General features: G+C 71.1%; 21 protein-coding genes. 12 read left to right on the top strand and 9 right to left on the bottom strand.

All coding sequences use genetic code 11. From position 1 onward, the window contains the following. Positions 1–40 precede the first annotated feature (40 nt). Genes DEI89_RS07940 through guaA form a run of 5 tightly spaced genes read left to right on the top strand, consistent with a single transcriptional unit; the run spans position 41 to position 4884 of the window. The gene (locus DEI89_RS07940; RefSeq protein ID WP_110903510.1) at positions 41–571 is read left to right on the top strand and encodes a cation:proton antiporter regulatory subunit; all 531 of its coding nucleotides are present in this window, start codon (positions 41–43) and stop codon (positions 569–571) included. A gap of 3 nt (positions 572–574) precedes the next feature. Continuing rightward, the gene (locus DEI89_RS07935; RefSeq protein WP_110903509.1) at positions 575–2002 is read left to right on the top strand and encodes a cation:proton antiporter; all 1428 of its coding nucleotides are present in this window, start codon (positions 575–577) and stop codon (positions 2000–2002) included. A 5-nt stretch (positions 2003–2007) separates the two neighbouring features. Beyond that, positions 2008–2850, top strand: coding sequence for an SURF1 family cytochrome oxidase biogenesis protein (locus tag DEI89_RS07930; RefSeq protein WP_110903508.1), 843 nt, complete (start codon positions 2008–2010; stop codon positions 2848–2850). Between the two features lie 10 nt (positions 2851–2860). Next, the gene (locus DEI89_RS07925) at positions 2861–3307 is read left to right on the top strand and encodes a DUF3817 domain-containing protein (protein WP_110903507.1); all 447 of its coding nucleotides are present in this window, start codon (positions 2861–2863) and stop codon (positions 3305–3307) included. Then, positions 3304–4884: a glutamine-hydrolyzing GMP synthase gene (gene guaA / locus DEI89_RS07920; RefSeq protein ID WP_110903506.1), complete on the top strand. Its 1581-nt coding sequence runs from the start codon at positions 3304–3306 to the stop codon at positions 4882–4884. The genes DEI89_RS07925 and guaA overlap by 4 nt, the downstream gene beginning before the upstream one ends. 609 nt (positions 4885–5493) lie before the next feature. Here guaA and DEI89_RS07915 read toward each other — a convergent pair. Next, positions 5494–6411: a Bax inhibitor-1/YccA family protein gene (locus DEI89_RS07915; protein WP_110903505.1), complete on the bottom strand. Its 918-nt coding sequence runs from the start codon at positions 6409–6411 to the stop codon at positions 5494–5496. 298 nt (positions 6412–6709) lie between these two features. Between DEI89_RS07915 and DEI89_RS07910 the strand changes: the two genes are divergently transcribed. After that, positions 6710–7732: a glycerophosphodiester phosphodiesterase family protein gene (locus tag DEI89_RS07910; protein WP_110903504.1), complete on the top strand. Its 1023-nt coding sequence runs from the start codon at positions 6710–6712 to the stop codon at positions 7730–7732. Positions 7733–7768: 36 nt separating this feature from the next. Then, positions 7769–10234: an ATP-dependent helicase gene (locus DEI89_RS07905; protein WP_110903503.1), complete on the top strand. Its 2466-nt coding sequence runs from the start codon at positions 7769–7771 to the stop codon at positions 10232–10234. A gap of 7 nt (positions 10235–10241) precedes the next feature. Here DEI89_RS07905 and DEI89_RS07900 read toward each other — a convergent pair whose 3' ends face one another. The 7 genes from DEI89_RS07900 to DEI89_RS07875 form a co-directional block, all read right to left on the bottom strand. Beyond that, positions 10242–10745, bottom strand: a complete 504-nt coding sequence (locus DEI89_RS07900) for a GNAT family N-acetyltransferase (RefSeq protein WP_110903502.1) — start codon at positions 10743–10745, stop codon at positions 10242–10244. Positions 10746–10800: 55 nt separating this feature from the next. Next, positions 10801–11436 carry a pyridoxal 5'-phosphate synthase gene (locus tag DEI89_RS07895; protein WP_110903501.1) on the bottom strand — a complete coding sequence of 212 codons (636 nt, stop codon included), beginning with the start codon at positions 11434–11436 and terminating at the stop codon, positions 10801–10803. Between the two features lie 18 nt (positions 11437–11454). After that, positions 11455–12147, bottom strand: coding sequence for an NUDIX hydrolase (locus DEI89_RS07890; protein WP_110903500.1), 693 nt, complete (start codon positions 12145–12147; stop codon positions 11455–11457). Then, positions 12144–12845 (bottom strand): hypothetical protein, encoded by a 702-nt coding sequence (locus tag DEI89_RS07885; RefSeq protein WP_375537769.1) that lies wholly within the window; start codon positions 12843–12845, stop codon positions 12144–12146. The genes DEI89_RS07890 and DEI89_RS07885 overlap by 4 nt, the downstream gene beginning before the upstream one ends. 25 nt (positions 12846–12870) lie before the next feature. Next, positions 12871–13707: an oxygenase MpaB family protein gene (locus DEI89_RS07880; RefSeq protein WP_181421554.1), complete on the bottom strand. Its 837-nt coding sequence runs from the start codon at positions 13705–13707 to the stop codon at positions 12871–12873. A 37-nt stretch (positions 13708–13744) separates the two neighbouring features. Continuing rightward, positions 13745–14050 carry a hypothetical protein gene (locus DEI89_RS17330; protein WP_111195472.1) on the bottom strand — a complete coding sequence of 102 codons (306 nt, stop codon included), beginning with the start codon at positions 14048–14050 and terminating at the stop codon, positions 13745–13747. A gap of 338 nt (positions 14051–14388) precedes the next feature. Beyond that, on the bottom strand, positions 14389–16020 hold the full coding sequence (locus tag DEI89_RS07875; RefSeq protein ID WP_110903498.1) for a RecQ family ATP-dependent DNA helicase: 1632 nt from the start codon (positions 16018–16020) through the stop codon (positions 14389–14391). 232 nt (positions 16021–16252) lie between these two features. On the opposite strand from DEI89_RS07875, the gene sucC reads away from it, so the two are divergent. The 3 genes from sucC to DEI89_RS07860 all read left to right on the top strand — a co-directional run bounded on the left by sucC (position 16253) and on the right by DEI89_RS07860 (position 20460). Next, the gene (sucC, locus tag DEI89_RS07870) at positions 16253–17422 is read left to right on the top strand and encodes an ADP-forming succinate--CoA ligase subunit beta (RefSeq protein WP_110903497.1); all 1170 of its coding nucleotides are present in this window, start codon (positions 16253–16255) and stop codon (positions 17420–17422) included. Positions 17423–17433: 11 nt separating this feature from the next. Further along, positions 17434–18321 carry a succinate--CoA ligase subunit alpha gene (gene sucD, locus DEI89_RS07865; RefSeq protein WP_110903496.1) on the top strand — a complete coding sequence of 296 codons (888 nt, stop codon included), beginning with the start codon at positions 17434–17436 and terminating at the stop codon, positions 18319–18321. Positions 18322–18471: 150 nt separating this feature from the next. Then, the gene (locus DEI89_RS07860; protein ID WP_110903495.1) at positions 18472–20460 is read left to right on the top strand and encodes a DUF6350 family protein; all 1989 of its coding nucleotides are present in this window, start codon (positions 18472–18474) and stop codon (positions 20458–20460) included. A 15-nt stretch (positions 20461–20475) separates the two neighbouring features. On the opposite strand, the gene DEI89_RS07855 is transcribed toward DEI89_RS07860, so the two are convergent. Beyond that, a complete protein-coding gene (locus DEI89_RS07855) occupies positions 20476–21018 on the bottom strand; it encodes a hypothetical protein (protein ID WP_110903494.1) in 543 nt (180 codons plus the stop codon). A gap of 161 nt (positions 21019–21179) precedes the next feature. Between DEI89_RS07855 and purN the strand changes: the two genes are divergently transcribed. Next, positions 21180–21773, top strand: a complete 594-nt coding sequence (gene purN / locus DEI89_RS07850) for a phosphoribosylglycinamide formyltransferase (RefSeq protein ID WP_110903493.1) — start codon at positions 21180–21182, stop codon at positions 21771–21773. Then, positions 21770–23410 carry a bifunctional phosphoribosylaminoimidazolecarboxamide formyltransferase/IMP cyclohydrolase gene (purH, locus tag DEI89_RS07845; RefSeq protein WP_110903492.1) on the top strand — a complete coding sequence of 547 codons (1641 nt, stop codon included), beginning with the start codon at positions 21770–21772 and terminating at the stop codon, positions 23408–23410. Before purN ends, purH begins: the two co-directional genes overlap by 4 nt. Positions 23411–23459: the final 49 nt, after the last annotated feature.

Below are 23459 nucleotides of genomic sequence, written 5' to 3'. Positions count from 1 at the left end.
GCCGGTGGTTAGCATGGGAGTCCTGGGAAAGGGAGCCATCATGGTCGACGTCCATCGCGTCAAACTCCCCGGCGTCGGCGTGCTGCACAGCTTCTACACCGACGACGGTGGCAAGTGTGGTGTCATCACGCACCGGTCGGGTCACTCCGACCTCATCTCGTTCGCGGACGTCGCTGACGGCGCGGACAAGTCCGAGAAGGTCTCGCTCCGCCTCAGTGAGGACGAAGCGCACACCCTCGCCGAACTCCTCGGCGGCACGCGCATCACGGAGGGCCTCGACAAGCTCGACGAGATCCCCGGCCTCTCCATCGACTGGTTCAGCGTCGACTACGACGACGCCATCGCGGGCAAGCCCCTCGGCGACCTGCACGACTCGGGCTTCATCGGCCTGACCGTCGTCGCGGTCGTGCGTGGCGACAGCGCCAACCCGGCCCCCTCGTCGGACTTCGTCGTGTTCCCCGGGGACACGATCGTCGTCGCGGGTGCGCCGGAGAAGGTCGCGAAGGCCTTCTCCTTCTACCGCAGCGGTCAGTTGGCAGCGGCCGCTGCCGAGGCGCCGCCCCGGAGCTAGGGGATGCACCTGGGTGGTGAGCTGCTGACCATCGGCGGCCTGTTCCTCATCGCCTACGTCCTCGGGCGGCTCGGCAAGACCATCGGTCTGCCGGCGATCCCGGTCTACATGGTGGTCGGGCTCATCGCGAGCCCGCACACCCCGTGGATCGGCCTGAGCGTCGAGTCGCACACGATCGAGCTGATCGCGACGTTCGGCCTCATCCTGCTGCTCTTCAACCTCGGGTTGGAGTTCGATCAAGAGGAGTTCTACGGCAACGCCGGCAAGCTCCTGGTCTCCGGCGGCACCTACGTCGCGATCAACATGGGCGTCGGCTTCGCGTTCGGGTTCTCGCTCGGCTGGGGCACCCGAGAAGCCCTGATCATCGCCGGCATGACGGCGACGTCGTCGAGCGCGATCGTGACGAAGCTGCTCATCGAGCTCCGGCGCTTGGCCAACGACGAGACCCCGATGATCCTCGGCGTCACCGTGATCGAGGACGTGTTCATCGCCGTGTACCTGGCGATCGTCTCCGTGGTGCTCTCCGGCGACACGAACCTGTGGGCGGTGATCGGCAAGCTCGGGCTGGCGTTCGGCTTCCTGATCGTGATGTTCAGCCTGGCGCGCTGGGGTGGCAAGCAGGTCTCGAAGATCTTCGCGACCCGCGACGACGAGCTCTTCACGATCCTGTTCTTCGGGCTCGCGGTCATGTTCGGCGGCATCGGCGACCTGCTCGGGGTGACCGACGCCATCGGCGCGTTCGTGATCGGACTGCTGTGCGGTGCCACCCGCTACCGGGACCGCATCGAGCAGCTGGCCCTGCCGATGCGCGACGTGTTCGCGGCGTTCTTCTTCGTCAACTTCGGGCTCGGCCTCGACGTGTCGACGTTCGGCGAGGTGCTCTGGCCCGTCGCCGGTGCCATCGGCATGACCGTCGTGCTCAACGCGGTCGCCGGGCAGCTCGTCGCTCGGATGAACGGCTTCAGCGTCCAGCAGGGCATCAACACCGCCGTCATCCTGGTGAACCGGGGCGAGTTCGCGCTCATCCTGGCGACCCTGTCGGCGGCCGCCGGACTGGAGGAACGGATCACCGCCTTCGCGGGCCTCTACGTCCTGGTGATGGCCGTGTTGGGACCGCTGCTCGCCGTGAACTCCGACCGCATCGGCCGACTGGTGCTCCGCCCGGGTCGGGTGCGGAAGCTCCGTGGCCGCGAACTCGCCGCCGCCCAGGCCGCCGCCGCACGCAAGGCCGAGCGGGACGCGAAGTTCGCCGAGGAGATCGCCCTCGTGGAGGCTGCGGGCAGGGAAGAGCGCGACAATGGTGCACCAGAGACGACGCCGTCGCGCGAGGAGCCGGTCACGCCGGAACCCGTGAGCGCGAGCACGTCGTCGATCGAGGTCCCCGCCGAGCGTCCCGAACGCCCGGCCCGCGTACGTGATCCGGAGTACTGATTCAGATGTGGGCCGTTGCCCGACGACCGAGGTGGATCGCGCTGCTGCTGCTGGCGATCATCCTCGCTGGCGTGTTCGCCGCACTCGGCAAGTGGCAGCTCGAGCGCAGCATCGAGAACGGCAAGCCACTGCCGGCGTCGACCGAGACACGGAAGACGCTCGACGACGTCACCACCCCGGAGAAGCCGGTCGGGTCGGCCCTCGCCGGGCAGAAGGTGACGGTCTCCGGGCGGTTCGTCGCCGGTGACACGACGGTCCTGACGGGCCGCAGCGGGGGTGGGGAGTTCCAGACCGTCGGCCACCTGGTCGACGACGCGACGGGGGCGAGCCTCCCGGTCGTGATCGGCTGGTCCGATCAGCGTTCCGCCGCCGTGGCCGGTGGCGACCGCCTGGCCGGTGACGCGACGATGACCATCCGCGGCCGGTACTACCCGGCGGAGTCGCCCGACCAGGACACCTTCGAGCAGCACGAGTACTCGGCCGTGGCACCGGCCCGGTTCGTGAACACGTGGAAGGCGTTCGACGACCGGATGTACGGCGGCTACGTCGTCGCCGACCGGACCACCGCAGACGCGGCCGACCTCGGCACCATCGCCGACCGGGCACCGACGCGCGAGGTCCAGTTCGACTGGCTCAACCTCTTCTACGCGGTGGAGTGGGTCGTGTTCGCCGGGTTCGCCGTCTTCCTCTGGTACCGCTTCGTGAAGGACGCATGGGAGCGCGAGCAGGACGAGGCTGCCGAGGCCGCCGAGGCCGCTGCCGCCGATCCTGTTGACGACGACGTCGAGCCTGTGGGCGAGCCCGCGGTCCCGGTGGACGGCGCCCGGGCCGAGCCGGGTCGCCGGTAGGATCGACCACATGGCTCTGACCGTCCGGACGCGCGACATCCCCAAGATCCCGGGGGCCGTGCGGTTCTACCGCATCTCCGCGTACGTCACCGGCGTGCTCCTGCTCGCCCTGGTCGTCGAGGTCGTCATCAAGTACACCCCGATCCAGCGTGAGATGCAGCTCGGCGGCGGCGCGTTCTTCGTCCCCAACGGCACCGCCGGTGAAGCACCCGGCACGTTCAACCTGTCGATCGCGATCCTCATCGCACACGGCTGGCTGTACGTCGTCTACCTGTTCGCGGACTTCCGTCTGTGGAGCATCATGCGCTGGCGTCCGACGCGCTTCCTGCTCATCGCACTCGGCGGCGTGATCCCGTTCATGTCGTTCGTGGTCGAACACCGCATGCAGCAGGCCGCCATGACCACCTACCACGAGCTGACCGCGCAGCAGTCGCGGGAGAAGGAGAGCGCTCGGTGAGCGAGACCGAACAGCGTCCCGTCCTCGTCGTCGACTTCGGCGCGCAGTACGCGCAGTTGATCGCACGTCGTGTCCGCGAGGCCAACGTCTACAGCGAGATCGTCGCGCACTCCGTCACGGCGGACGAGATCCGGGCGAAGAACCCGGCCGCGATCGTCCTGTCCGGAGGCCCGTCCTCCGTCTACGAGGACGGCGCACCGTCCCTGGACGGCGAGATCCTGGACCTCGGCATCCCCGTGCTCGGCATCTGCTACGGCTTCCAGGCCATGGCGAAGTCGCTCGGCGGTGAGGTCGCCAACACCGGCCTCCGCGAGTACGGTGCCACCGCGGTGACCGTCAGCGGCACCGACAGCGTCCTGCTCGGCGGTCAGCCCGCAGCGCAGACGACGTGGATGTCCCACGGGGACGCCGTATCGAAGGCACCCGAGGGCTTCGAGGTCCTCGCCTCGAGCGAGTCCACCCCGGTCGCCGCGTTCGCTTCCGACGAGCGCAAGCTCTACGGCGTGCAGTGGCACCCGGAGGTCAAGCACTCCGCGTTCGGTCAGGCCGTCCTCGAGAACTTCCTGCACCGTGCCGCCGGGCTCCCGGGCGACTGGAACTCCGCGAACGTGATCGAGGAGCAGGTCGAGCGCATCCGCGCCCAGATCGGGTCCTCCCGTGTGATCGCCGGGCTCTCCGGTGGTGTGGACTCCGCCGTCGCCGCAGCCCTCGTGCACAAGGCCGTCGGCGACCAGCTCACCTGCGTCTTCGTCGACCACGGGCTCCTCCGCGCCGACGAGCGCAAGCAGGTCGAAGAGGACTACGTCGCCTCCACCGGCGTGCGCCTGGTCACGGTCGACGCCCGCGAGCAGTTCCTCGACGCCCTGGCCAGCGTCAGCGACCCGGAGCAGAAGCGCAAGATCATCGGGCGCGAGTTCATCCGCACGTTCGAAGCCGCAGCGGAAGCGCTCGTCCTCGAAGCGCGGGCATCCGACGGCGACGCCGAGGTCAAGTTCCTCGTGCAGGGCACCCTGTACCCGGACGTCGTCGAGTCCGGCGGCGGATCGGGCACCGCGAACATCAAGTCGCACCACAACGTCGGCGGGCTGCCCGACGACATGACGTTCGAACTCGTCGAGCCGCTGCGCACCCTGTTCAAGGACGAGGTCCGCGCGGTCGGTCGCGAGCTCGGGCTCCCGGAGGTCATCGTCGGACGCCAGCCGTTCCCCGGCCCGGGCCTCGGCATCCGCATCGTCGGTGAAGTGACCGCCGAGCGGCTCGAGATCCTCCGTGCCGCCGACGCCATCGCGCGCGCCGAGCTGACCGCGGCCGGCCTCGACGACGAGATCTGGCAGTGCCCGGTCGTCCTGCTCGCCGACGTCCGGTCGGTCGGGGTCCAGGGCGACGGCCGCACCTACGGGCACCCGATCGTGCTCCGTCCGGTCTCGTCCGAGGACGCCATGACCGCGGACTGGACGCGCCTGCCGTACGACGTGCTCGCGAAGATCTCGAACCGCATCACGAACGAGGTGCGCGACGTCAACCGGGTCGTGCTCGACGTCACGTCGAAGCCGCCGGGGACGATCGAGTGGGAGTGATCCTCCCCTGACGCCCGAGGGCCCGGTACGCGCTGCGTACCGGGCCCTCGCTCGTCCTGCGGGGTCGAGCCGGGCCTCCCGGCCGTCGCGCGCCCGCAGCCCGTCTGCCGAGGTCGCACGTTCTGCCGTCGCCCGCCCAGCCCGGCCGCCGAGGTCGCACGTTCTGCCGTCGGGCCGGCTCGCTGACGGCAGTTCCTGCGACCCCGGCGAACCGGCTGCGGCATGTCGTGCGACCTGGCGGCGGACGGGGCTGGCGTGCGGGGGATGCTGCCGGCGCTCTCGGGGTCGCACCATCTGCCGCTCGGGCGGCTGGATGGCGGCGGGTTGAGCGACCTCGGCGAACCGGCTGCGGCGTGTTGCGCGACGTCGGCGGGCAGACGTGCCCGGACGGGAGGCGCGGGCCGGGCCCGCCTGCCGCGCCCGGCTGCCTTCCGCCGACCGGTTACACGTCGTCGTTCTGGCGGGTGGTGAGCGACGATCCGTGACCGCTCGGCGGAGGTGAGCGGGGTGTTGTGACCGGTCGGGCGCCCGCCGCCGCCCGCGCCCGCCGCCCGCCCGGGAACGACGAAGGGCCCCGGCGGAAGCCGGGACCCTTCGCGGTGCGGAACGCTAGTTGCGGGAACTGCTCGCGACGATCGCCAGGATGCGCAGGATCTCGAGGTACAGCCAGACCAGCGTGACGATGAGACCGAAGGCCGCGGTCCATGCGTAGACGCGCGGAGCGCCGCGCTCGACGCCGGTCTTGATCTGGTCGAAGTCGAGGATCAGCGAGTACGCCGCCATCAGCACCACGAAGATGCCGATCAGGACACCGAGCGGGATGCCGAACAGCGAGACGCCGAGGAGCCCGAACGCGCTCTGGGTCACACCGGTGAACATGAGCACGATGTTGACGAGCGAGAAGGCCATGTAGCCGACCATCGCGACCAGGAAGAACCGGGTCAGCTTGGGGGTGGCACGGACCTTGCCGGACGAGAACAGCAGCAGCGTGACGGCGAAGACACCGAGGGTGCCGAACACCGCCTGCGTGACGATGCCGTCCCACATCGTGTTGTACATCCCCGAGATGCCACCGACGAAGAGGCCCTCGAAGAATGCGTACGCGAGCACGAGTGCCGGCGACGGCTTCTTCTTGAAGGTGTTCACCAGCGCGAGGACGAACCCGACCAATGCGCCGACGATCCAGACCACGGGCGGCAGGTTCCAGCCGGCGACCGCGCCGACGAGGAGCACGCCGAAGGCCAGGAGCGTCTTGACGATGGTGTCCTCGTACGACATGCGACCGGTGTCGACCTTGTCGGCCGAGGGGCGGTCGTACATGTCCCGGAGCTGGTCGGGCGATATGCCGGGCTGCTGCGGCGCCTGGCCCCAGCCGGTCTGCCCGTACGGGGCCTGCGGGTAGCCGCCCTGCTGCGGGTACCCCTGCTGCGGGTAGGCGCCCCGCGGTGCGTTCGAGCCGGCGCCCCATGCGTTCCGGCCCGCGTCGTTGAAGGCGGGGGACTGGTCGAAACCGGGCTTGAAGGCCATGGTGTCCTCTGATTTCCTCTGGTGTGGAGTCGTGGATCCGGTACCCGGGTGGCATCGGTTCGTGGGCTCGTGACGGAGTGCGGCGGTGCCGTTCCTTCGTGTCCTCACAGCCTACGGGCCGTGAGGGTTCGATGGCTGAGGATCCGCGGGAAGCGGAACCGGCGTCCGTGCTCCTGCGCGGCAGTTTATTGACGGTCACTGTCGGTCCACCGTGGGAACTCCGCATGCTCGCTGAACGTCCGAGCGGGCCTCGGTCTCGAGGACACTGCGTTCACCCGCGCTCCGTATCGTCGCCTGCATGCAGCCGCTCGTCATCGCCCACCGCGGAGCCTCCGGGTACCGCCCCGAGCACTCCCGCAGCGCCTACGAGCTCGCCATCGAGCTCGGCGCGGACGCCATCGAGCCGGACCTCGTGCCGACGAAGGACGGTGTCCTGGTCCTCCGGCACGAGAACGAGGTCTCCGGGACGACCGACGTCGCCGACCGTCCGGAGTTCCGCGCCCGCCGCACCACGAAGACGATCGACGGGCACCGGTTCACCGGCTGGTTCACCGAGGATTTCACCTGGGACGAGCTGCGAACCCTGCGGACCCGCGAGCGCCTGCCGGAGCTGCGCCGCGCCTCCCGGCAGCACGACGGCGAGGACACGGTCCTGCGCCTGGAGGACCTGCTGGCGATCCTGGACGCCGCGCCGCGGCGGGTCGGGCTCGTCGCCGAGGTGAAGCACGCCAGCGCGTTCGCCGCGGCCGGGTTCCCGATGGCCTCGCTCCTCGACGGCGTCCTGGGTACCGCGGGGTGGCGCGGTGACGACCGGCTGACGGTCGAGTCGTTCGAGAAGGGCGTCCTCCGGCAGGTCGCCGAACAGGGCACCGGTGGGCGGCTGGTGTACCTCCAGGAGGCCCGTGGTGCGGCCGCTGACGAGGTCGCCGCCGCCGGTCCCGCCGCCACCACCTATGCCGACGAGCGGACCGACGCCGCGCTCGCGGGGCTCGCGGCAGAGTTCGACGGCATCAGCGTCGACCTGCCGACGCTGATGGCGGGCGTCGACACCCGGGCGGTCGACGATCCCGGCCCGGTGCGGAGCGACGTGGTCGAGCGGGCACACGCGGCCGGCCTCGCCGTCTCCACGTGGACCCTGCGGCCGGAGAACCGGTTCCTGCCCGCTGCCCTCCGTCGTGGCGGCGAGCTGGCAGCGCTCGGGGACTGGGAACGGTGGTTCACGTCGGTCCTCCGCACGGGCGTCGACGGGGTCTTCGCGGACCACGCCGACCTGGCCGTCCGGGCCCGATCGCTCGTCGCGGAACGGTCCGACCGGGCCTGATCGGACGTCGGGGGTCGCGCCTAGACTGTCTCGGACATGACGATCGTGCTCGACCCCTCCGACCCGACGCCCGGCCGCACCGACGGCGCGGGTGCGCGTGACCGTGCCTACGAGGACCCGTTCACCGCGGGCCTGAACCCCCAGCAGAAGGAAGCCGTCGAGTACCGCGGCGAGTCCCTGCTCATCGTGGCCGGTGCCGGCTCGGGCAAGACGAGCGTGCTCACCCGTCGCATCGCGCTGCTCCTGGCGAACCGAGAAGCCTGGCCGTCCCAGATCCTGGCGATCACGTTCACCAACAAGGCCGCGGCCGAGATGCGCGAGCGCGTGCAGGCCCTGGTCGGCCAGGCCGCCGACGGCATGTGGATCTCGACGTTCCACTCCGCGTGCGTGCGGATCCTCCGGCGTGAAGCCGAACGGTTCGGGTTCCCGCAGTCGTTCACGATCTACGACTCCGCGGACTCCCGGGCGTTGCTCAAGCGGATCATCAAGGACCTCGAGGCGGACACCCTCGGGCTGACGGTCGGAGCCGCGGCGGCGAAGATCTCGAAGCTCAAGAACGAGCTGCAGGACATCGACACCTACGCCCGCAACATCAACGCGAGCGACCCGCAGGAGGTCATGTTCACCGAGGTGTTCCGTCGGTACACGAACGAGCTGCGGCGGGCGAACGCGTTCGACTTCGACGACCTCATCGGCCAGACGGTGTTCCTGTTCCGGGCGTTCCCGGAGGTGGCTGCGCTGTACCAGCGTCGGTTCCGTTTCATCCTGGTCGACGAGTACCAGGACACCAACCACGCGCAGTACTCGCTGATCCGCGAACTCACCCGGCCGGTGCCGGTCGAGCAGGTCGACCGCCTCGAGGACCAGGGGCAGCACGTCGCCCGGATGCGGGAGACCGACGGATCGATCGCCGGTGCCTCGCTGACGGTCGTCGGTGACTCCGACCAGTCCATCTACGCGTTCCGCGGGGCGGACATCCGCAACATCGTCGAGTTCGAGCGCGACTTCCCGAACTCGAAGGTGATCCTGCTCGAGCAGAACTACCGATCGACGCAGAACATCCTCGACGCCGCGAACGCCGTCATCTCCAACAACTTCGACCGGCAGGCGAAGAGCCTGTTCACCGACGTCGGCGCCGGCGAGAAGATCGTCGGCTTCACCGGGTACACCGGCCACGACGAAGCCCAGTTCGTCGCGGACGAGATCCAGCGCCTGCACGAGGACGGCATGGACTACCGCGACATGGCGGTGTTCTACCGGACGAACTCGCAGACCCGTGCGCTGGAGGAGATCTTCATCCGGGCGGCGATCCCGTACCGGGTGCTCGGCGGCACGAAGTTCTACGAGCGGGCCGAGATCAAGGACGCGATGTCCTACCTGATCACGGTCGCGAACCCGGCCGATCCGCTGTCGCTCCGCCGCATCCTCAACGTGCCGAAGCGCGGCATCGGCGCCGTCACCGAGACGACCCTGCAGCGGTACGCCGACGAGCACGAGGTCTCGATGCGCGAGGCCCTGCGGCACGCCGACGAGCTCGGCTTCGGACCTAAGGTCCGGACCGCCATCACCTCGTTCGCGATGCTGCTCGACGACGTCTCCGCGAAGGCCGCGGACCAGCCCGTCGTGGACACGCTCACGCAGCTGCTCGACGGGTCCGGGCTGCTCGAACAGCTCCGGAAGTCGCCGGATGCGCAGGACGCCGCCCGTGCGGACAACATCGACGAGCTCGTGGCCGTGACGCGGGAGTTCCAGAAGAACAACCCCGAGGGCACGCTCTCCGACTTCCTGACCGAGGTCTCGCTGGTGGCCGCGGCCGACGAGCTCGACGACTCCTCCGGCACGGTGTCCCTGATGACGCTGCACACCGCGAAGGGCCTGGAGTACGACGCGGTGTTCTTGACCGGCGTCGAAGAAGACCTGCTGCCGCACCGGATGTCCGCGAACGAGCCCGGTGGCCCGTCGGAGGAGCGCCGTCTGTTCTACGTTGGCATCACCCGCGCGAAGAAGGTCCTGTTCCTGTCGCTCGCGATGACCCGGGCACAGTTCGGCGACGTCAACGTGGCGATGCCCTCGCGCTTCCTGCAGGAGATCCCCGAGGGGCTCATCGAGTGGAAGCAGTCACCGGGCATGGCGAACAGTCGTGGTGGCACGCAGCCCCGCGCGATCAACGCCAAGCGTGACGGTGGGTTCGGCGGTTCGGGCGGCGGCACCGGGGGCGGCTACCGCGGCGGTGGCGGCTGGGGCAGCGGTTCCTACGACCGTGCTGCTGCTGCCGCGAAGACCCGTCCGAAGACCGAGTGGGCGAACCGGGTGTCCGGGCAGGTCCGGGACAACGGGGACATGGAACTCGCTGCCGGTGACCGGATCTCGCACGTCGACTTCGGGCAGGGGACCGTCTCGGCGGTGACCGGTCAGGGTGCGAAGCGGATCGCCGAGATCGCGTTCGACACCGCGGGGCGGAAGAAGCTCCTCATCAAGATCGCGCCGATCGAGAAGCTCTAGCCGGACGTCAGCGGACCATGCGTGCCGCGACGAGGGCGTTGTCGCCGAGGTGCTCGGTCTTCGTCGCGCCGTCTCGGCGGAACCCGTTGCGGGCGTAGAACGCCTGCGCACGAGGGTTGTCGTCCGCGACCCAGAGGAACGCCGGCGCGTCGGAGAGCACCGCGTCGAGGAGCATCTGGCCGGCCCCGGACCCGTACGCGGAGGCGAGGACGGAGATGCCGGTGAGCTCGACGTCCCGGACGGAGTGTTCGTCACGCCCCGGCCCGGCGGTCGCCCAGCCGACGACGACGCCGTCATGCTCGGCGACGGCGACACTGGTACCGGCCGCGCCCGCGCCGGCGATCGTCCGCCGCCATCGGGTGGTGCGGGCGACTGGGTCGAGCGAGGACAGGAACGCGGCGGGCAGCAGGTGGGCGTACGCCTCGCGCCAGGCCTGGACGTGCACGTCGGCGATGCCCGGTGCGTCCGCTTCCACGGCGGTCCGGACGGTGATGCGTGCTGCGGCCGTCATGGTCCGACGCTACCGCAGTGCCGTTCCGAGCCCTGCTCGCGAACGGACCGCTGCGCTACGGCTGCAGCCGCGTCGCGGTCCAGCTCCCGTCGGCGTGCACGTACTGCAGACGGCGGTGCATGCGGTCGCGGCTGCCGTGCCAGAACTCGACCGTGTCGGGCTCCAGGCGCCACGCGTCCCACAGCGGCGGCCGGGGCACGTCGTCGTCGGACTCGGCGAGCAGCTCGTTGGCGTCGTCGATCAGGTCCTGCAGCGTCCGCGGTTCGAGCACCGCGGACTGGTCCGCGATCGCGGTGGCGGCGCGGGACTTCGGCGAGCGGTCGGCGAACAGGGCGTCGGACTCCTCGTCGGAGAGCTGCACCACCCGGCCCTCGAACCGGAGCTGCTGCATCGTCTCACGCCAGTACACCTGCAGGGCGGCGTGCGGGTTCTCGGCGAGCTGGCGGCCCTTCGGGCTCTCGGCGGAGGTGCCGAACACCAGCCCGCGGTCCTCGATGCGCTTGACGTCGACGGTCCGGGCACTGACCCGGCCGTCGGCGCCGGCGGTCGCGAGCGTCATCGACAGCGGCTCGGACACCTCGTGTTCACCGGCCTGGTCGAGCCAGAGGCGCGCGAGGTCGAGCGGCGATGCGGGAGGCGCGTCGAACTCGGGCAGGTGCAGGGACTCTTCCCCGGACAGCGAAGCAGACATGCGCCCACTCAACCGCGCTCAGTCCGTCCACGTCCAGGCTGCCGGGGGACGCCCGCCCCGCCCGGCACCGGAACGGACGACCGGTTCCACCGCGGCGTCGAGCCGGGTCAGTGCCGGGTTCGTGCGGAGCGCCCGGTTGAGGTTGCCCGGGTCCGGTGCCACCCCGGTCAGGGCGACGACGAGCCGTGCGGCGTCCGGTGTGGTGAACCGTTCGCCGAGCAGCGCCCGGGTCAGTGGTCCATCCGACCAGAGCCGGGTCCGCGCGTGGTCGAGCGCTGCCGTGATGATCCGGTCGTGGTCGAACGGCAGCCCGAGCGGCAGCCCCACCGCGTCGTGCCAGACCACGGCGTCGGAGACAGCAGCCGTGCCGGCGGTGACCGCGAGGAACGCGATGCTGATCGCAGCGCTCCGCGGGTCCCGCTCGGGTCCGTCGAACGCCCCGATCTGGGCGAGGTGCCGGACCGCCGCCGCGTCCGTCCCGGTCTTGGTCCGCAGCGCGCGTCGCGCACTGTCGGCGAGGAGTTCCGGACCGTCCAGGAGGACGCCGGGCAGCGCCTCCCGTCCGACGAACGGTTCGTACCGCCGCCTGGCGGTGGCGACCCGGAGGCCGCCCGGATCGACTCCGTCGCCCGTGCCGTCGAACGCGACGAGGACGACGTCCACGGCGATGAGCGGCTGGTCGCGGACCGCCGCCGGAGCGGCCCCGCTCACGCCGCCGCCGTACCCGCGGCCGCACGTCGGGCGGCACGGTCGGCCCGCTCACGACGGAGCGTCTCACGGACGTCGGCGAAGGACTGGAGGACCGTGAACCGCCCGTCGACCCACACCGGCTGGAGCAGACTGGTCGCCTCGTCCTCCAGGGTGGCCTGGTCGGTCTGCCGGATCTCGCCGGTCGCGTCGCGGTGCAGGGCGATCCGGCCCTTGGCGCTCTTCTTGCCGCTGCCGGTCTTCGGGTCCTTCTGGATGTCGACCGGTTGGCCGTCGACCAGGGCCCAGGTGGCCTTCACGGCGCTGCCGAGGTTGTCGCGGGTCATGAACTGGTAGGTGTACGACCCGATGCCGAGCACCACGTTGTCGCTGGCGTAGCCCTTCGCGGCGAGGCGTTCGTAGATCCGGCGGGCACGGTCGGGGGTGATGCTGTCGCCGTAGATGACGCCGATGTGCTGGTCGAGGACCTTGAAGCCGCGCTCGTTGACGGTGTGGCCGAACAGCTCGTCGAGGAGTTCGACGACGCCCTTCTGCTCGTCGCTGCGGCCGGCGGCGAACAGCTCGGCCTCGTCGACGCCGTGCATGGTGCCGGTGACGATGTCGACCGGGTCGCCGGAGTCCGGGCGGATGACGAGCTTGCCGTCGCGGGCCGTGATGTGGTCCTCGAGCTGCGGGAGCACCTCGGTGAGCACCTTGAACACGTCGAAGCCGTCGCTGAGCCCTCCTTCAGTGCGCGGAGTACCGGCGGGCGGTCCGGTGCATCGCGCGGATGAGCAGCGGCCCCGGCAGTCGCAGCAGCGCGCCGGGCAGCACCGCGCGGAACAACCGGAGGCCCGTCACGGTCCGGCGGAAGCGTCGAGCCTCGCGCGGTCCCCAGGCGAAGCCGTACTGCGACCGCACCGCCGCGGGCAGCATCCCCACCGTGACGATCCGCACGACCGGCATCGCCGCGCGCACCCATGCCGGCGCGTGTCGCGGGTGCAGCAGGTCGCGCACGACACCGCGGGCGTCGTCCGTCACCCGGAGCTGCGCGAGCGACGCGGCCCAGTACTGCTCGAACGCCGGCATCGAGTCCGGCCACCGCTCGGCCGGGACCCGCAGGGCCGTCGCGATCGGTGCGTAGGCACGGAGCACGTCCTCGGCCCGTGCGCCGTCGACGGGGGTGCCGAGCAGGCGGTGGGTCCGGATCGCCGAGTCGACGAGCGTGGCCGCGACCCAGAGCTGCCGGTCCGGGTCGTCGGCGCCGGTCACCGGGCGGTGCGCGTGGGCCACGAACGAGGATGCGACGGCAGCGTCATCGGGGGTGCCGACCACGACCGCGTAGACGTACATCAGGGTGTGCGCCAGGCGCTGCTGCGGTCGCCTGGCGAAGTCCGAGTGGCGCCGGACCCCGGCCGCCACCACGGGATCGGCGATCTGCAGCAGGATCGCGCGGCCGCCCGCCACGACGGGCGTGCTGTCGGCGAGGAACCGGCGGAGCGCGCGGCTCTGGTCGCGAGCAGGGGACGGGCGGGAGGCCCGGCGCACGTCGTGCACCGGGCCTCCCGCCCGTCGTCCGGTCACGGTCAGCGTCGTCGGGTCAGCTCGGCGTCGGGGCAGCTCAGAGCGGCTTCGTGCCCAGGTCGCCGCCGAGGTCGGGGCGCTCGTCGCCGTGCTCCCACATGTCCGGAGAGCCCTCGTTCGGTGCGCCGCCGGTCGGGCCGTCGTCGGTGCCGTCACCGAGCTGGGGCTCGACGGTCTCGCCGGCGACGGCGTCGTTCGTGACGGTCTCGAGCGCCTCCTCGGCGTCGTCGGTCTCGAAGCCGCCGACGTACTCGCGGTCGACGTCGTCGGCGCGGCCCTCGTCGTCGGAGTCGCTGACGCCGTCGCTGAACTCGTCGCCTGGGGTGATGCCGGGGTCGGACATGGTCGCTCCTGTCGGTCGTCGTGGTGATGCGTGTGGGCTGGATGTGCGGTGCGCGTCTGTGGTGCGCCGTCTGCGGCGTGCCGTCCTGCCCACCGGTCCTTGGTACCCGGGTGCCGGTGGGAGTGTGCGCGGTGGTCGGGGGACGCACCGGGTCGCTCGGCGCACCGTCGGAACCGCGCGTGACCGATCGTGGCCGGTTCGCGCACCGTTCACCCGGTGGACACCGACGGGTCACACTCCCGGTGTCTACTGCACGTGCTCGGGGGAGTGGAGCGCGGTCGCCGACGGGTGGTCGAGCGACCGCGCCTTCCCCCCGGGGACTGCTCGCTGCAGCTGGTTCAGACCCGTTCGAGCAGGTGCCGCTCGGTGACGTCGGCCAGGGCGAGCGTGCGGTAGCCGGCGGACTCGAAGAACACCGTCAGCCGGTCGTCCTCGGTGCTCATCACGGTCCCGCGGCCCCATTCGGAGTGCTCGACCGGTGCGTCCGGCGGCCACTCGGCATCGTGCGACCCGTCCGCGCCGTGTGTGTCGGCATCGGTGGCGGTGCCGGCGGAGCAGGTGTCGCAGTTGCCGCACGGCTCGGGGAGTTCGTCACCGAAGTAGCCGAGCAGGAACTGTCGACGGCAGCCGTTCGTCTCGGCGAAGCGACGCATCATCTCGATCCGGGACTCCTCGACCCGCTCCCGCTCCTTCGCGTGCGCCCGGGCGAGCTCGGCGGCCGCGGCGGCGTCCGCCGGTCCGTGCGGTGCCCGACGCAGGCCGTCCCGGTCGTCGACCAGCGCACCGGCGTCGACCAGGGTGTTCACGACCCGTCCCGCGGTGCGTGCGGCGAGCCCGGCCCGCTCGGCGACCTCGGAGCGGGCGACGGTGCCGTCGGCGGGCACCGCGTCGAACACGGCGCGGAGCGATGCCGTACGGGGCGAGCCCGAGGCGAAGAACCGGCGTAGCCCGAGGTCCTCCGACCGGTAGTGCAGGGTCGCGAGACCGACGTCGCCGTCCCGTCCGGCCCGGCCGACCTCCTGGTAGTAGGCATCGACCGACTCGGGGACGTCGGCGTGCACGACGAAGCGGACGTCCGGCTTGTCGATGCCCATGCCGAACGCGCTCGTGGCGACGACGACGTCCAGATCGCCGTCGAGGAACTCGTGGTGCACGTGCTCGCGGTCCCGCACCCGGAGCCCCGCGTGGTATGCCTTCGCCCGTCGGCCGCTCTCGACGAGTTCGTCGGCGTAGAGCACGGTCTCGGCGCGGGTCGCGACGTAGACGATGCCCGCACCCTCGAGCCCCACGACCTGGGCGACGACGGCTTCGCGCTTCTCGTCCTCGTCCGTGTGTCGCTGCACCTCGAAGCGCAGGTTCGGCCGGTCGAACCCGGTGGCGAGCACGAGTGGGTCGCGCATCCCGAGCCGTTCGACGATCTCCTTCCGGACCGGCGTCGAGCCGGTCGCCGTCATCGCGAGCACCGGAGGGCGGCCGAGGCGCTCGATGACCTCGCCGAGGACCAGGTAGTCCGGGCGGAAGTCGTGCCCCCAGCTCGAGACGCAGTGCGCCTCGTCGACCGTGACGAGGGCGACGCCGGCCTCACGGAGTCGGTCGACGACGTCGTCCTTGGCGAGTTGTTCCGGGGCGAGGAAGACGTAGCGGGCAGCCCCGGAGGCGACTGCCTCCCACGCGTCCTCGAGCTCCCGGTGCGCCCGGGTGGCGTTGATCGTGACGGCGCGGGGCGCGTCCGGGTGGTCCTCGATGCCGACGACCTGGTCCTCCTGCAGGGCCACGAGCGGCGAGACCACGACGACCGGGCCGTCGAGGGCCAGGGCGGCGACCTGGTAGATCGCGGACTTGCCCGAACCGGTCGGCATCAGCGCCAGGGCGTCGCGCCCGGCGAGGACCGCGTCGACCACGGTCGCCTGGGCGTCGCGGAGTTCCCAGCCGAAGACGTCGGCGGCACGGGTACGGAGATCGTTCTGCACCCGATCGACGGTGCACGATACGGCCTGGTCGGTCGCCCGGAGACGGCGTACCCCGGACGACACGGGGCTGGCGGCGGTGCCGGCAGCGCGTTCTCCACCGGGCACCGCACGTCCACCTGCCAGCGCTAGGCTCGGTCGCGGCCGTCGTCTCGACATCGAGCGACCCTCGATGAGGAGGACGCGACCGGATGACCGATGCCGATCGCACGAACCGTGCGGGAAGAAGAACAGCGTGGATCTTTTCGAGTACCAGGCCAGGGACCTCTTCGAGTCCTACGGCGTCCCTGTGCTGCAGGGCATCATCGCCGACACCCCCGAGCAGGCGAAGGCGGCGGCCGAGCGGATCGGCGGAGTCGTCGTCGTCAAGGCGCAGGTGAAGGTCGGCGGTCGCGGCAAGGCCGGCGGCGTCAAGGTCGCGAAGACCCCCGACGAGGCGTTCGAGCACGCACAGGCGATCCTCGGCCTCGACATCAAGGGCCACACCGTGCAGCGCGTGATGGTCGCGCAGGGCGCTGACATCGCCGAGGAGTTCTACTTCTCGGTGCTGCTCGACCGCGCGAACCGCTCCTACCTGTCGCTCGTCAGCGTCGAGGGCGGCATGGAGATCGAGCAGCTCGCGGTGGAGAAGCCCGAAGCCCTCGCACGGGTCGAGGTGAACCCGCTGACCGGGATCAACCAGGAGGCCGGGGTCGACATCGCACGCCAGGCCGGGTTCCCGGACGAGCTGGTCAACCAGGTCGCGAGCGTCTTCGTGAAGCTCTACGACGTGTTCGCGGGTGAGGACGCCACCCTGGTCGAGGTCAACCCCCTCGTCCGCACCGGTGACGGTCAGATCCTGGCGCTCGACGGCAAGGTCACGCTCGACGAGAACGCCGACTTCCGCCACGAGGGACACGGGGCACTCGAGGACACCGCCAGCGAGGACCCGCTCGAGGCCAAGGCGAAGGCCCACGGCCTCAACTACGTCAAGCTCGACGGCCAGGTCGGCGTCATCGGCAACGGTGCGGGGCTCGTCATGTCGACGCTCGACGTCGTCGCCTACGCCGGTGAGCGTCACGGCGGCGTGAAGCCCGCGAACTTCCTCGACATCGGTGGTGGTGCCTCAGCAGAGGTCATGGCCAACGGCCTCGACGTCATCCTCGGTGACCCCCAGGTGAAGAGCGTCTTCGTGAACGTCTTCGGCGGCATCACCGCCTGCGACGCCGTCGCGAACGGCATCGTCGCCGCCCTCGGCATCCTCGGCGACGCGGCCACGAAGCCGCTCGTCGTCCGCCTGGACGGCAACAACGTGGAAGAAGGCCGACGGATCCTGGCGGAGGCAGCGCACCCGCTCGTCACCGTCGCCGCGACCATGGACGACGCGGCCGAGAAGGCCGCCGAACTCGCCGCCGCTGCGGCCTGAAGGGACTGACCATGTCGATCTTCCTCAACAAGGACTCCAAGGTCATCGTCCAGGGCATCACGGGCGGTGAGGGCACGAAGCACACGGCCCTCATGCTCAAGGCCGGGACGCACGTCGTCGGCGGTGTCAACGCCCGCAAGGCCGGCACGACCGTCACCCACGGCGACGTCGAGCTGCCCGTCTTCGGTTCGGTGCGCGAGGCCATCGACACCACCGGTGCCGACGTCTCGATCGTCTTCGTCCCGCCGGCGTTCGCGAAGGACGCCGTGATGGAGGCCATCGACGCCGAGATCCCGCTGGTCGTCGTCATCACCGAGGGCATCCCCGTGCAGGACTCCGCCGAGTTCTGGGCGCACGCCAAGGCCCTCGGCGCGAAGACCCGGATCATCGGGCCGAACTGCCCCGGCATCATCACCCCCGGGGAGTCGCTCGTCGGCATCACCCCGGCGACGATCACCGGAAAGGGCCCGATCGGTCTCGTGTCGAAGTCCGGCACCCTGACCTACCAGATGATGTACGAGCTGCGTGACCTGGGCTTCTCGACCGCCATCGGCATCGGCGGCGACCCGGTCATCGGGACGACGCACATCGACGCGCTCGCCGCGTTCGAGGCCGACCCCGAGACCGAGGCCATCGTGATGATCGGTGAGATCGGTGGCGACGCCGAAGAGCGGGCCGCCGACTACATCAAGGCGCACGTCACGAAGCCGGTCGTCGGGTACGTCGCGGGCTTCACCGCCCCGGAAGGCAAGACGATGGGCCACGCCGGCGCGATCGTGTCCGGTTCCGCCGGTACGGCCGAGGCGAAGAAGCAGGCGCTCGAGGCTGCCGGCGTCAAGGTCGGCAAGACGCCGTCCGAGACCGCCGCGCTGCTGCGCGAGGTCGTCGCGGCGAAGTAGTCGCAGGCCCCCTGCGGACGGGAGGCGCGGTGCCGGCTGGCACCGCGCCTCCCGTCCGTCCGTGGTCGGGCTGGTCCGTCCACCGGTGTTTTGCCGGGGGAGCCGCGCGGCACCCGCGAGCGCGGAGGTGGCCGCCGTATCCTCGCTGCGATGAACCGCCTGGGAACCGCTCTGCTCGCCGTGATCGAAGCGATCGTGACGGTCGGCGTCGGCGTGGGCATCGCGCTCGTCCCGCTCACCCTGCTGTGGGCGTTCGAGTACGGGCTCCAGGTCGACTGGGACGTGTTCTGGACCGCTGCCGGCAACGTCTGGCTGATCGGACACGGCGTCGACGTGACGTTCACGCTCGGGGCCGCCGCGGCGAAGGCGACCGGGTTGTCCGGAGCCTCCGCGCCGATCGGGGTGAGTCTCGCCGCCCTCGGGTTCGCCGTCGTCACCGCCTGGCTGGGCGCGCGCGCCGGACGTCGGTTCGCCGAGACCGAGCACCGCGTGACCGGCATCCTCGTCGGGACGGCCGCTGTCGCCGTCCTCGGGCTCCTCGTCGCACTGAGCTCGACCAGCGCGGCCACGCACCCGACCACCTGGCAGGCGGTCGTCGCACCGGCGCTCTGGTTCGGGATCCCCGCGGTCGTCTCCGCCGAGGTCTGCCGCCGACGCCGAGGCCTGGCCGCCGACCCGGTCACCGCGCGCATCGTCGACCTGGTCGACCGGATCCCCACACTGTGGCGGGTCGTCGTCGGCTTCGGCCTGCGCGCCGGCACGGTCGCGACCGCATGCGTCGTCGCCGTCGCCGCAGTGCTCGTCGGACTCGTGCTGCTGGTCTCGTTCGCCGAGGTCATCACCCTCTACGAACGCTCGCACGCCGGACTGGTCGGCGGCTTCGCCCTGACCGTCGGCCAACTCGCGTTCATCCCCGACTTCGTCGCCTGGGCCACGGCCTGGCTCGTCGGCCCGGGCTTCGCGATCGGCACCGGTTCCGCAGTGTCCCCGATCGGCACGGCACTGGGGCCGGTGCCGGCGATCCCCGTCCTCGGTGCGCTGCCGACCTCCGGGCACACGTTCGGACTCGTCTGGATCCTGGTCCCCGTCGTCGCGGGCTTCGCGGTCGGCGGGCTGATGCGGCCGCGCCTGGTGCGGATGCTCGGTGCCGCCGACTCGGCGCTGTACCGGGCGATCGGTGGTGTCGTGACCGGACTCGTCGCCGGCGTCGTCATCGGTGGCCTCGCCTGGATGTCGTCCGGCTCCGTCGGACCCGGGCGCCTGGCCGACGTCGGACCGCATGCGCTGGCCGTGGGCGGGTTCGCCGCGCTCGAGGTGGGCATCCCCGCCCTCATCGCGCTCGCGATCGGCAGCGACCTGGTCCGGCTGCCCGAGCGCTCGTGGATCGGCGAGCGCTGGCACGAGACCGAGGACGACCTCGCCACCGCCGACGCGACTCCGGAGCACGGCTCGCTCATCGCCGCGCTCGAGTCCGCCGGAGCCGGGCGGACCACCGAAGTCCATCGGTTCTCGGTCGACGAGCAGCACGACGCGGTGACGACCGCGCACGCGGGAACGGACCGATCGCCGAACGCCGTCGACGAGGACGAGGACGACCGCGTGGCGGAGGCAGCGCCCGCAGCCACACCCGCGCCCACACCCACACCCGTCTCGACCGCTGCCGTCGCCACCGACGTCGACCTGCCCGACTGGGCACGGACCGACGCCGTCGCGGCAGAGCGCGTCGACGACCGGGCGGCAGCAGCGCCGGCCGTCGGCAGCATGCGGGCACGCCTCCGGGCTGCCGCGTCCGGTGCCCGCGACCGCGCCGGTGACCTCCGCGACCGTGCGAGTGGCCTCCGCGACCGTGCGGACGACCTGCGCCACCGTGCGGGCGGTGCCGGTCGTCCAGGGGAGCGGTCGTCCGCGGAGGCGCCCGCCGGTCCCGCGGGACGGCGGGAGGCGCCTCCCGTCCCGCGGACGGACGAACAGCCGGCCTTCCCGTGGAGCACCGAGGAGTTCGTCGCCGGCCGTGACGACGTCGACCCGGAACCGCCGGCGCGACCCGCGCCGCGGGCGACGACCTGGGACACGACGGACCAGATCCCCGAGGACGAGCTGCCCTGGTGGCGGAAGCCGAAGGGCGACGACGACGCCTGAGCGAAGGTCAGCCGGTCACCTGCTGACCTTCGTCATCGTGACGGGTGAGCCGAAGTAGTTGATCTGCCCGGCGCCGACGGTGAGCGCGCCGCCGCTCCACGTGAAGCGGGCATTGCGGCCTCGGGCGGCGGCGCTCTTGATGCGCTTCCACGTTCCGGTGAGCGATCCCACGCCGGTGTAGGCGCTCGGCGAGTTGCTCGTGTTCACCATGCACAGGCTGTCGGCACTGCAGCCGGGTGCGACGAAGGAGAGTCCGCGAGACGCCGGCCCGAGGTCCACGGCCGCGACGATCGTCGACGAGGTGCCTTCGGTGTACGTGGCGACCACGTGTCCGGTGTCGACGATCCGATCGATCTCCGCGGCGGACTGCTTCCCTTCCAAAGCCTGCAGCGCACTGAGGACCGGGTCCGCCTCCTGTGCGGCTGCTGCTGCAGCAGCGGCGGCAGGAGTGTCGATGACGGATGCGGCGTCGGCAGGATGCGTCGGCACGAGTGCGCCCGCGAAGGAGACGACGGCCGCGAGACCGGCGATGGCGAGAGGAGGGAGGGAAAGGATCACGATGACTCCGGATCGTTGCGTCGAGGACGAGTTGGGCGAGGACCTGACGCTACACACTCCAGTACCAGATGTCACTGCGGACGACCGGCGATGATGATGGACGCCGTACGATCAGCCTGCCCGCACGCCCGGCAGCACCCGCCCCCGCTAGGCTTGTCCCCGTGCTCGAACTGGTCGTCCTGATCTCCGGTACCGGGTCGAACCTCCGAGCCCTGCTCGAGGCGACCCGCGATGCCGAGTACCCCGCCCGCGTCGTCGCGATCGGGGCGGACCGTGACGCCGAGGGCCTGCAGCTCGGCGAGCACTACTCGATCCCGACCTTCACGGTCCCGTACACCCGGTACGCCACCCGCGCCGAGTGGGGTGCAGCGCTCGCCGAGCAGATCCGCCCGTGGTCGCCCGACCTGCTCGTGCTGTCCGGGCTCATGCGCCTGCTCCCGCCCGCGGTCGTCGCCGAGTTCGGCCCGTCGGTCATCAACACCCACCCCGCGTACCTGCCGGAGTTCCCGGGAGCGCACGGCGTCCGGGACGCGCTGGCCGCCGGCGTCACCGAGACCGGCGCGAGCGTCATCGCGGTGGACGACGGTGTCGACAGCGGTCCGGTCCTGGCGCAGGAGCGCATCCCGGTCCTGCCCGGCGACACCGAGTCGACCCTGCACGACCGCATCAAGCCCGTCGAGCGTCGGCTGCTCATCCAGACCGTCCTCGACATCGCCAACGGACACATCGACCTGAAGGGCACCACCCCCGCATGAGCGTGCACGCCGCCGACCCCAGCCTGTACCGCGACCGGGACGTCGTGCCCGTGCGTCGAGCCCTCATCTCGGTGAGCGACAAGTCGGGGCTGCTCGAGCTCGCCGGCGCGCTCGCCGACGCCGGCGTCGAACTCGTCTCGACGGGCTCCACCGCGCAGACCATCCGTGACGCCGGGTACGTCGTCACGGACGTAGCGAGCGTCACGGGCTTCCCGGAGTCGCTCGACGGCCGCGTGAAGACCCTGCACCCGGCCGTGCACGCGGGGTTGCTCGCCGACCTGCGGCTGGAGTCGCACGAGCAGCAGCTCGCTGACCTGGGGATCGCCCCGTTCGAGCTCGTCGTGGTGAACCTGTACCCGTTCGTCGAGACGGTCGCCTCGGGTGCCGACGCGGCCACGGTGGTCGAGAACGTCGACATCGGCGGCCCGGCGATGGTCCGCGCGTCCGCGAAGAACCACCCGAACGTCGCGATCGTGGTGTCGCCGTCGTCGTACGACGAGGTCGTCGAAGCCGTCCGTGCCGGCGGCACGACCCTGGAACTCCGCAAGCGTCTGGCCGCGCAGGCGTTCGGCCACACCGCGGCGTACGACACCGCGGTTGCCAGCTACTTCGCGTCCGAGGTCGTCGCCCCGTCGGCAACGTCCGCGGCAGCAGAGCACGACGGCCAGGAGGCCCCCAGCGCGTTCCCGGAGCAACTCACGCTGTCCGCGGACCGCACCGCGACGCTCCGCTACGGCGAGAACGCCCACCAGTCCGCGGCGCTCTACACGAGCACGAACGGCACCGGGATCGCCCAGGCGACGCAGTTGCACGGCAAGGAGATGTCGTACAACAACTACGTCGATGCCGACGCCGCCGTCCGTGCCGCGTACGACTTCACCGAGCCGGCCGTCGCGATCATCAAGCACGCCAACCCCTGCGGCATCGCGGTGGCGGCCCCTGACGCGGGTGACCCGATCGCCTCGGCGCACGCGGCTGCCCACGCCTGCGACCCGCTGTCGGCGTTCGGAGGCGTCATCGCGGCGAACCGGACGGTGACCCGCGGCATGGCCGAGACGATCGCCGACATCTTCACCGAGGTCGTCGTCGCTCCCGCCTTCGACCCGGAGGCGCTCGAGGTCCTGTCCCGCAAGAAGAACATCCGTCTGCTCACGCTGCCGGGTGACTTCGCGCTCGCCGAGCGAGAGGTCAAGCAGATCTCCGGCGGGTTCCTCGTGCAGGACGCCGACCGCTTCACGGCGTTCGACCAGTCCACGTGGACGCTCGTCTCCGGCGAGCCGGCCGACGAGCAGACCCTGGCGGACCTGGCGTTCGCGTGGAAGGCCAGCCGCGCGGTGAAGTCGAACGCGATCCTCCTGGCGAACCAGGGCGCGAGCGTCGGTGTCGGGATGGGGCAGGTCAACCGGGTCGACTCGTGCCACCTCGCGGTGAACCGGGCCGGGGACCGTGCTGCCGGTTCGGTCGCGGCGTCCGACGCGTTCTTCCCGTTCGCCGACGGCCTGCAGGTGCTGCTCGAGGCGGGTGTCCGCGCCGTCGCCCAGCCCGGCGGGAGCGTCCGCGACGACGAGGTCATCGCGGCTGCGACTGCTGCCGGCGTGACGATGTACTTCACGGGCGAGCGGCACTTCTTCCACTGAGTCCAGTTCGACTCCGCGTCGACCAGGGCGCAACCAGCACGAGATCCTG

Source organism: Curtobacterium sp. MCBD17_030 (assembly GCF_003224255.1).
In the GTDB taxonomy this organism is placed as follows: Bacteria; Actinomycetota; Actinomycetes; order Actinomycetales; family Microbacteriaceae; genus Curtobacterium.
This window is presented reverse-complemented; position numbering and strand designations above follow the sequence as displayed.

Coding starts and splice junctions, on each gene's coding strand:
- DEI89_RS07940 (WP_110903510.1), top strand. CDS start 41: ATGGTCGACGTCCATCGCGTCAAACTCCCCGGCGTCGGCGTGCTGCAC.
- DEI89_RS07935 (WP_110903509.1), top strand. CDS start 575: ATGCACCTGGGTGGTGAGCTGCTGACCATCGGCGGCCTGTTCCTCATC.
- DEI89_RS07930 (WP_110903508.1), top strand. CDS start 2,008: ATGTGGGCCGTTGCCCGACGACCGAGGTGGATCGCGCTGCTGCTGCTG.
- DEI89_RS07925 (WP_110903507.1), top strand. CDS start 2,861: ATGGCTCTGACCGTCCGGACGCGCGACATCCCCAAGATCCCGGGGGCC.
- DEI89_RS07915 (WP_110903505.1), bottom strand. CDS start 6,411: ATGGCCTTCAAGCCCGGTTTCGACCAGTCCCCCGCCTTCAACGACGCG.
- DEI89_RS07910 (WP_110903504.1), top strand. CDS start 6,710: ATGCAGCCGCTCGTCATCGCCCACCGCGGAGCCTCCGGGTACCGCCCC.
- DEI89_RS07905 (WP_110903503.1), top strand. CDS start 7,769: ATGACGATCGTGCTCGACCCCTCCGACCCGACGCCCGGCCGCACCGAC.
- DEI89_RS07900 (WP_110903502.1), bottom strand. CDS start 10,745: ATGACGGCCGCAGCACGCATCACCGTCCGGACCGCCGTGGAAGCGGAC.
- DEI89_RS07895 (WP_110903501.1), bottom strand. CDS start 11,436: ATGTCTGCTTCGCTGTCCGGGGAAGAGTCCCTGCACCTGCCCGAGTTC.
- DEI89_RS17330 (WP_111195472.1), bottom strand. CDS start 14,050: ATGTCCGACCCCGGCATCACCCCAGGCGACGAGTTCAGCGACGGCGTC.
- sucD (WP_110903496.1), top strand. CDS start 17,434: ATGTCGATCTTCCTCAACAAGGACTCCAAGGTCATCGTCCAGGGCATC.
- DEI89_RS07860 (WP_110903495.1), top strand. CDS start 18,472: ATGAACCGCCTGGGAACCGCTCTGCTCGCCGTGATCGAAGCGATCGTG.
- purH (WP_110903492.1), top strand. CDS start 21,770: ATGAGCGTGCACGCCGCCGACCCCAGCCTGTACCGCGACCGGGACGTC.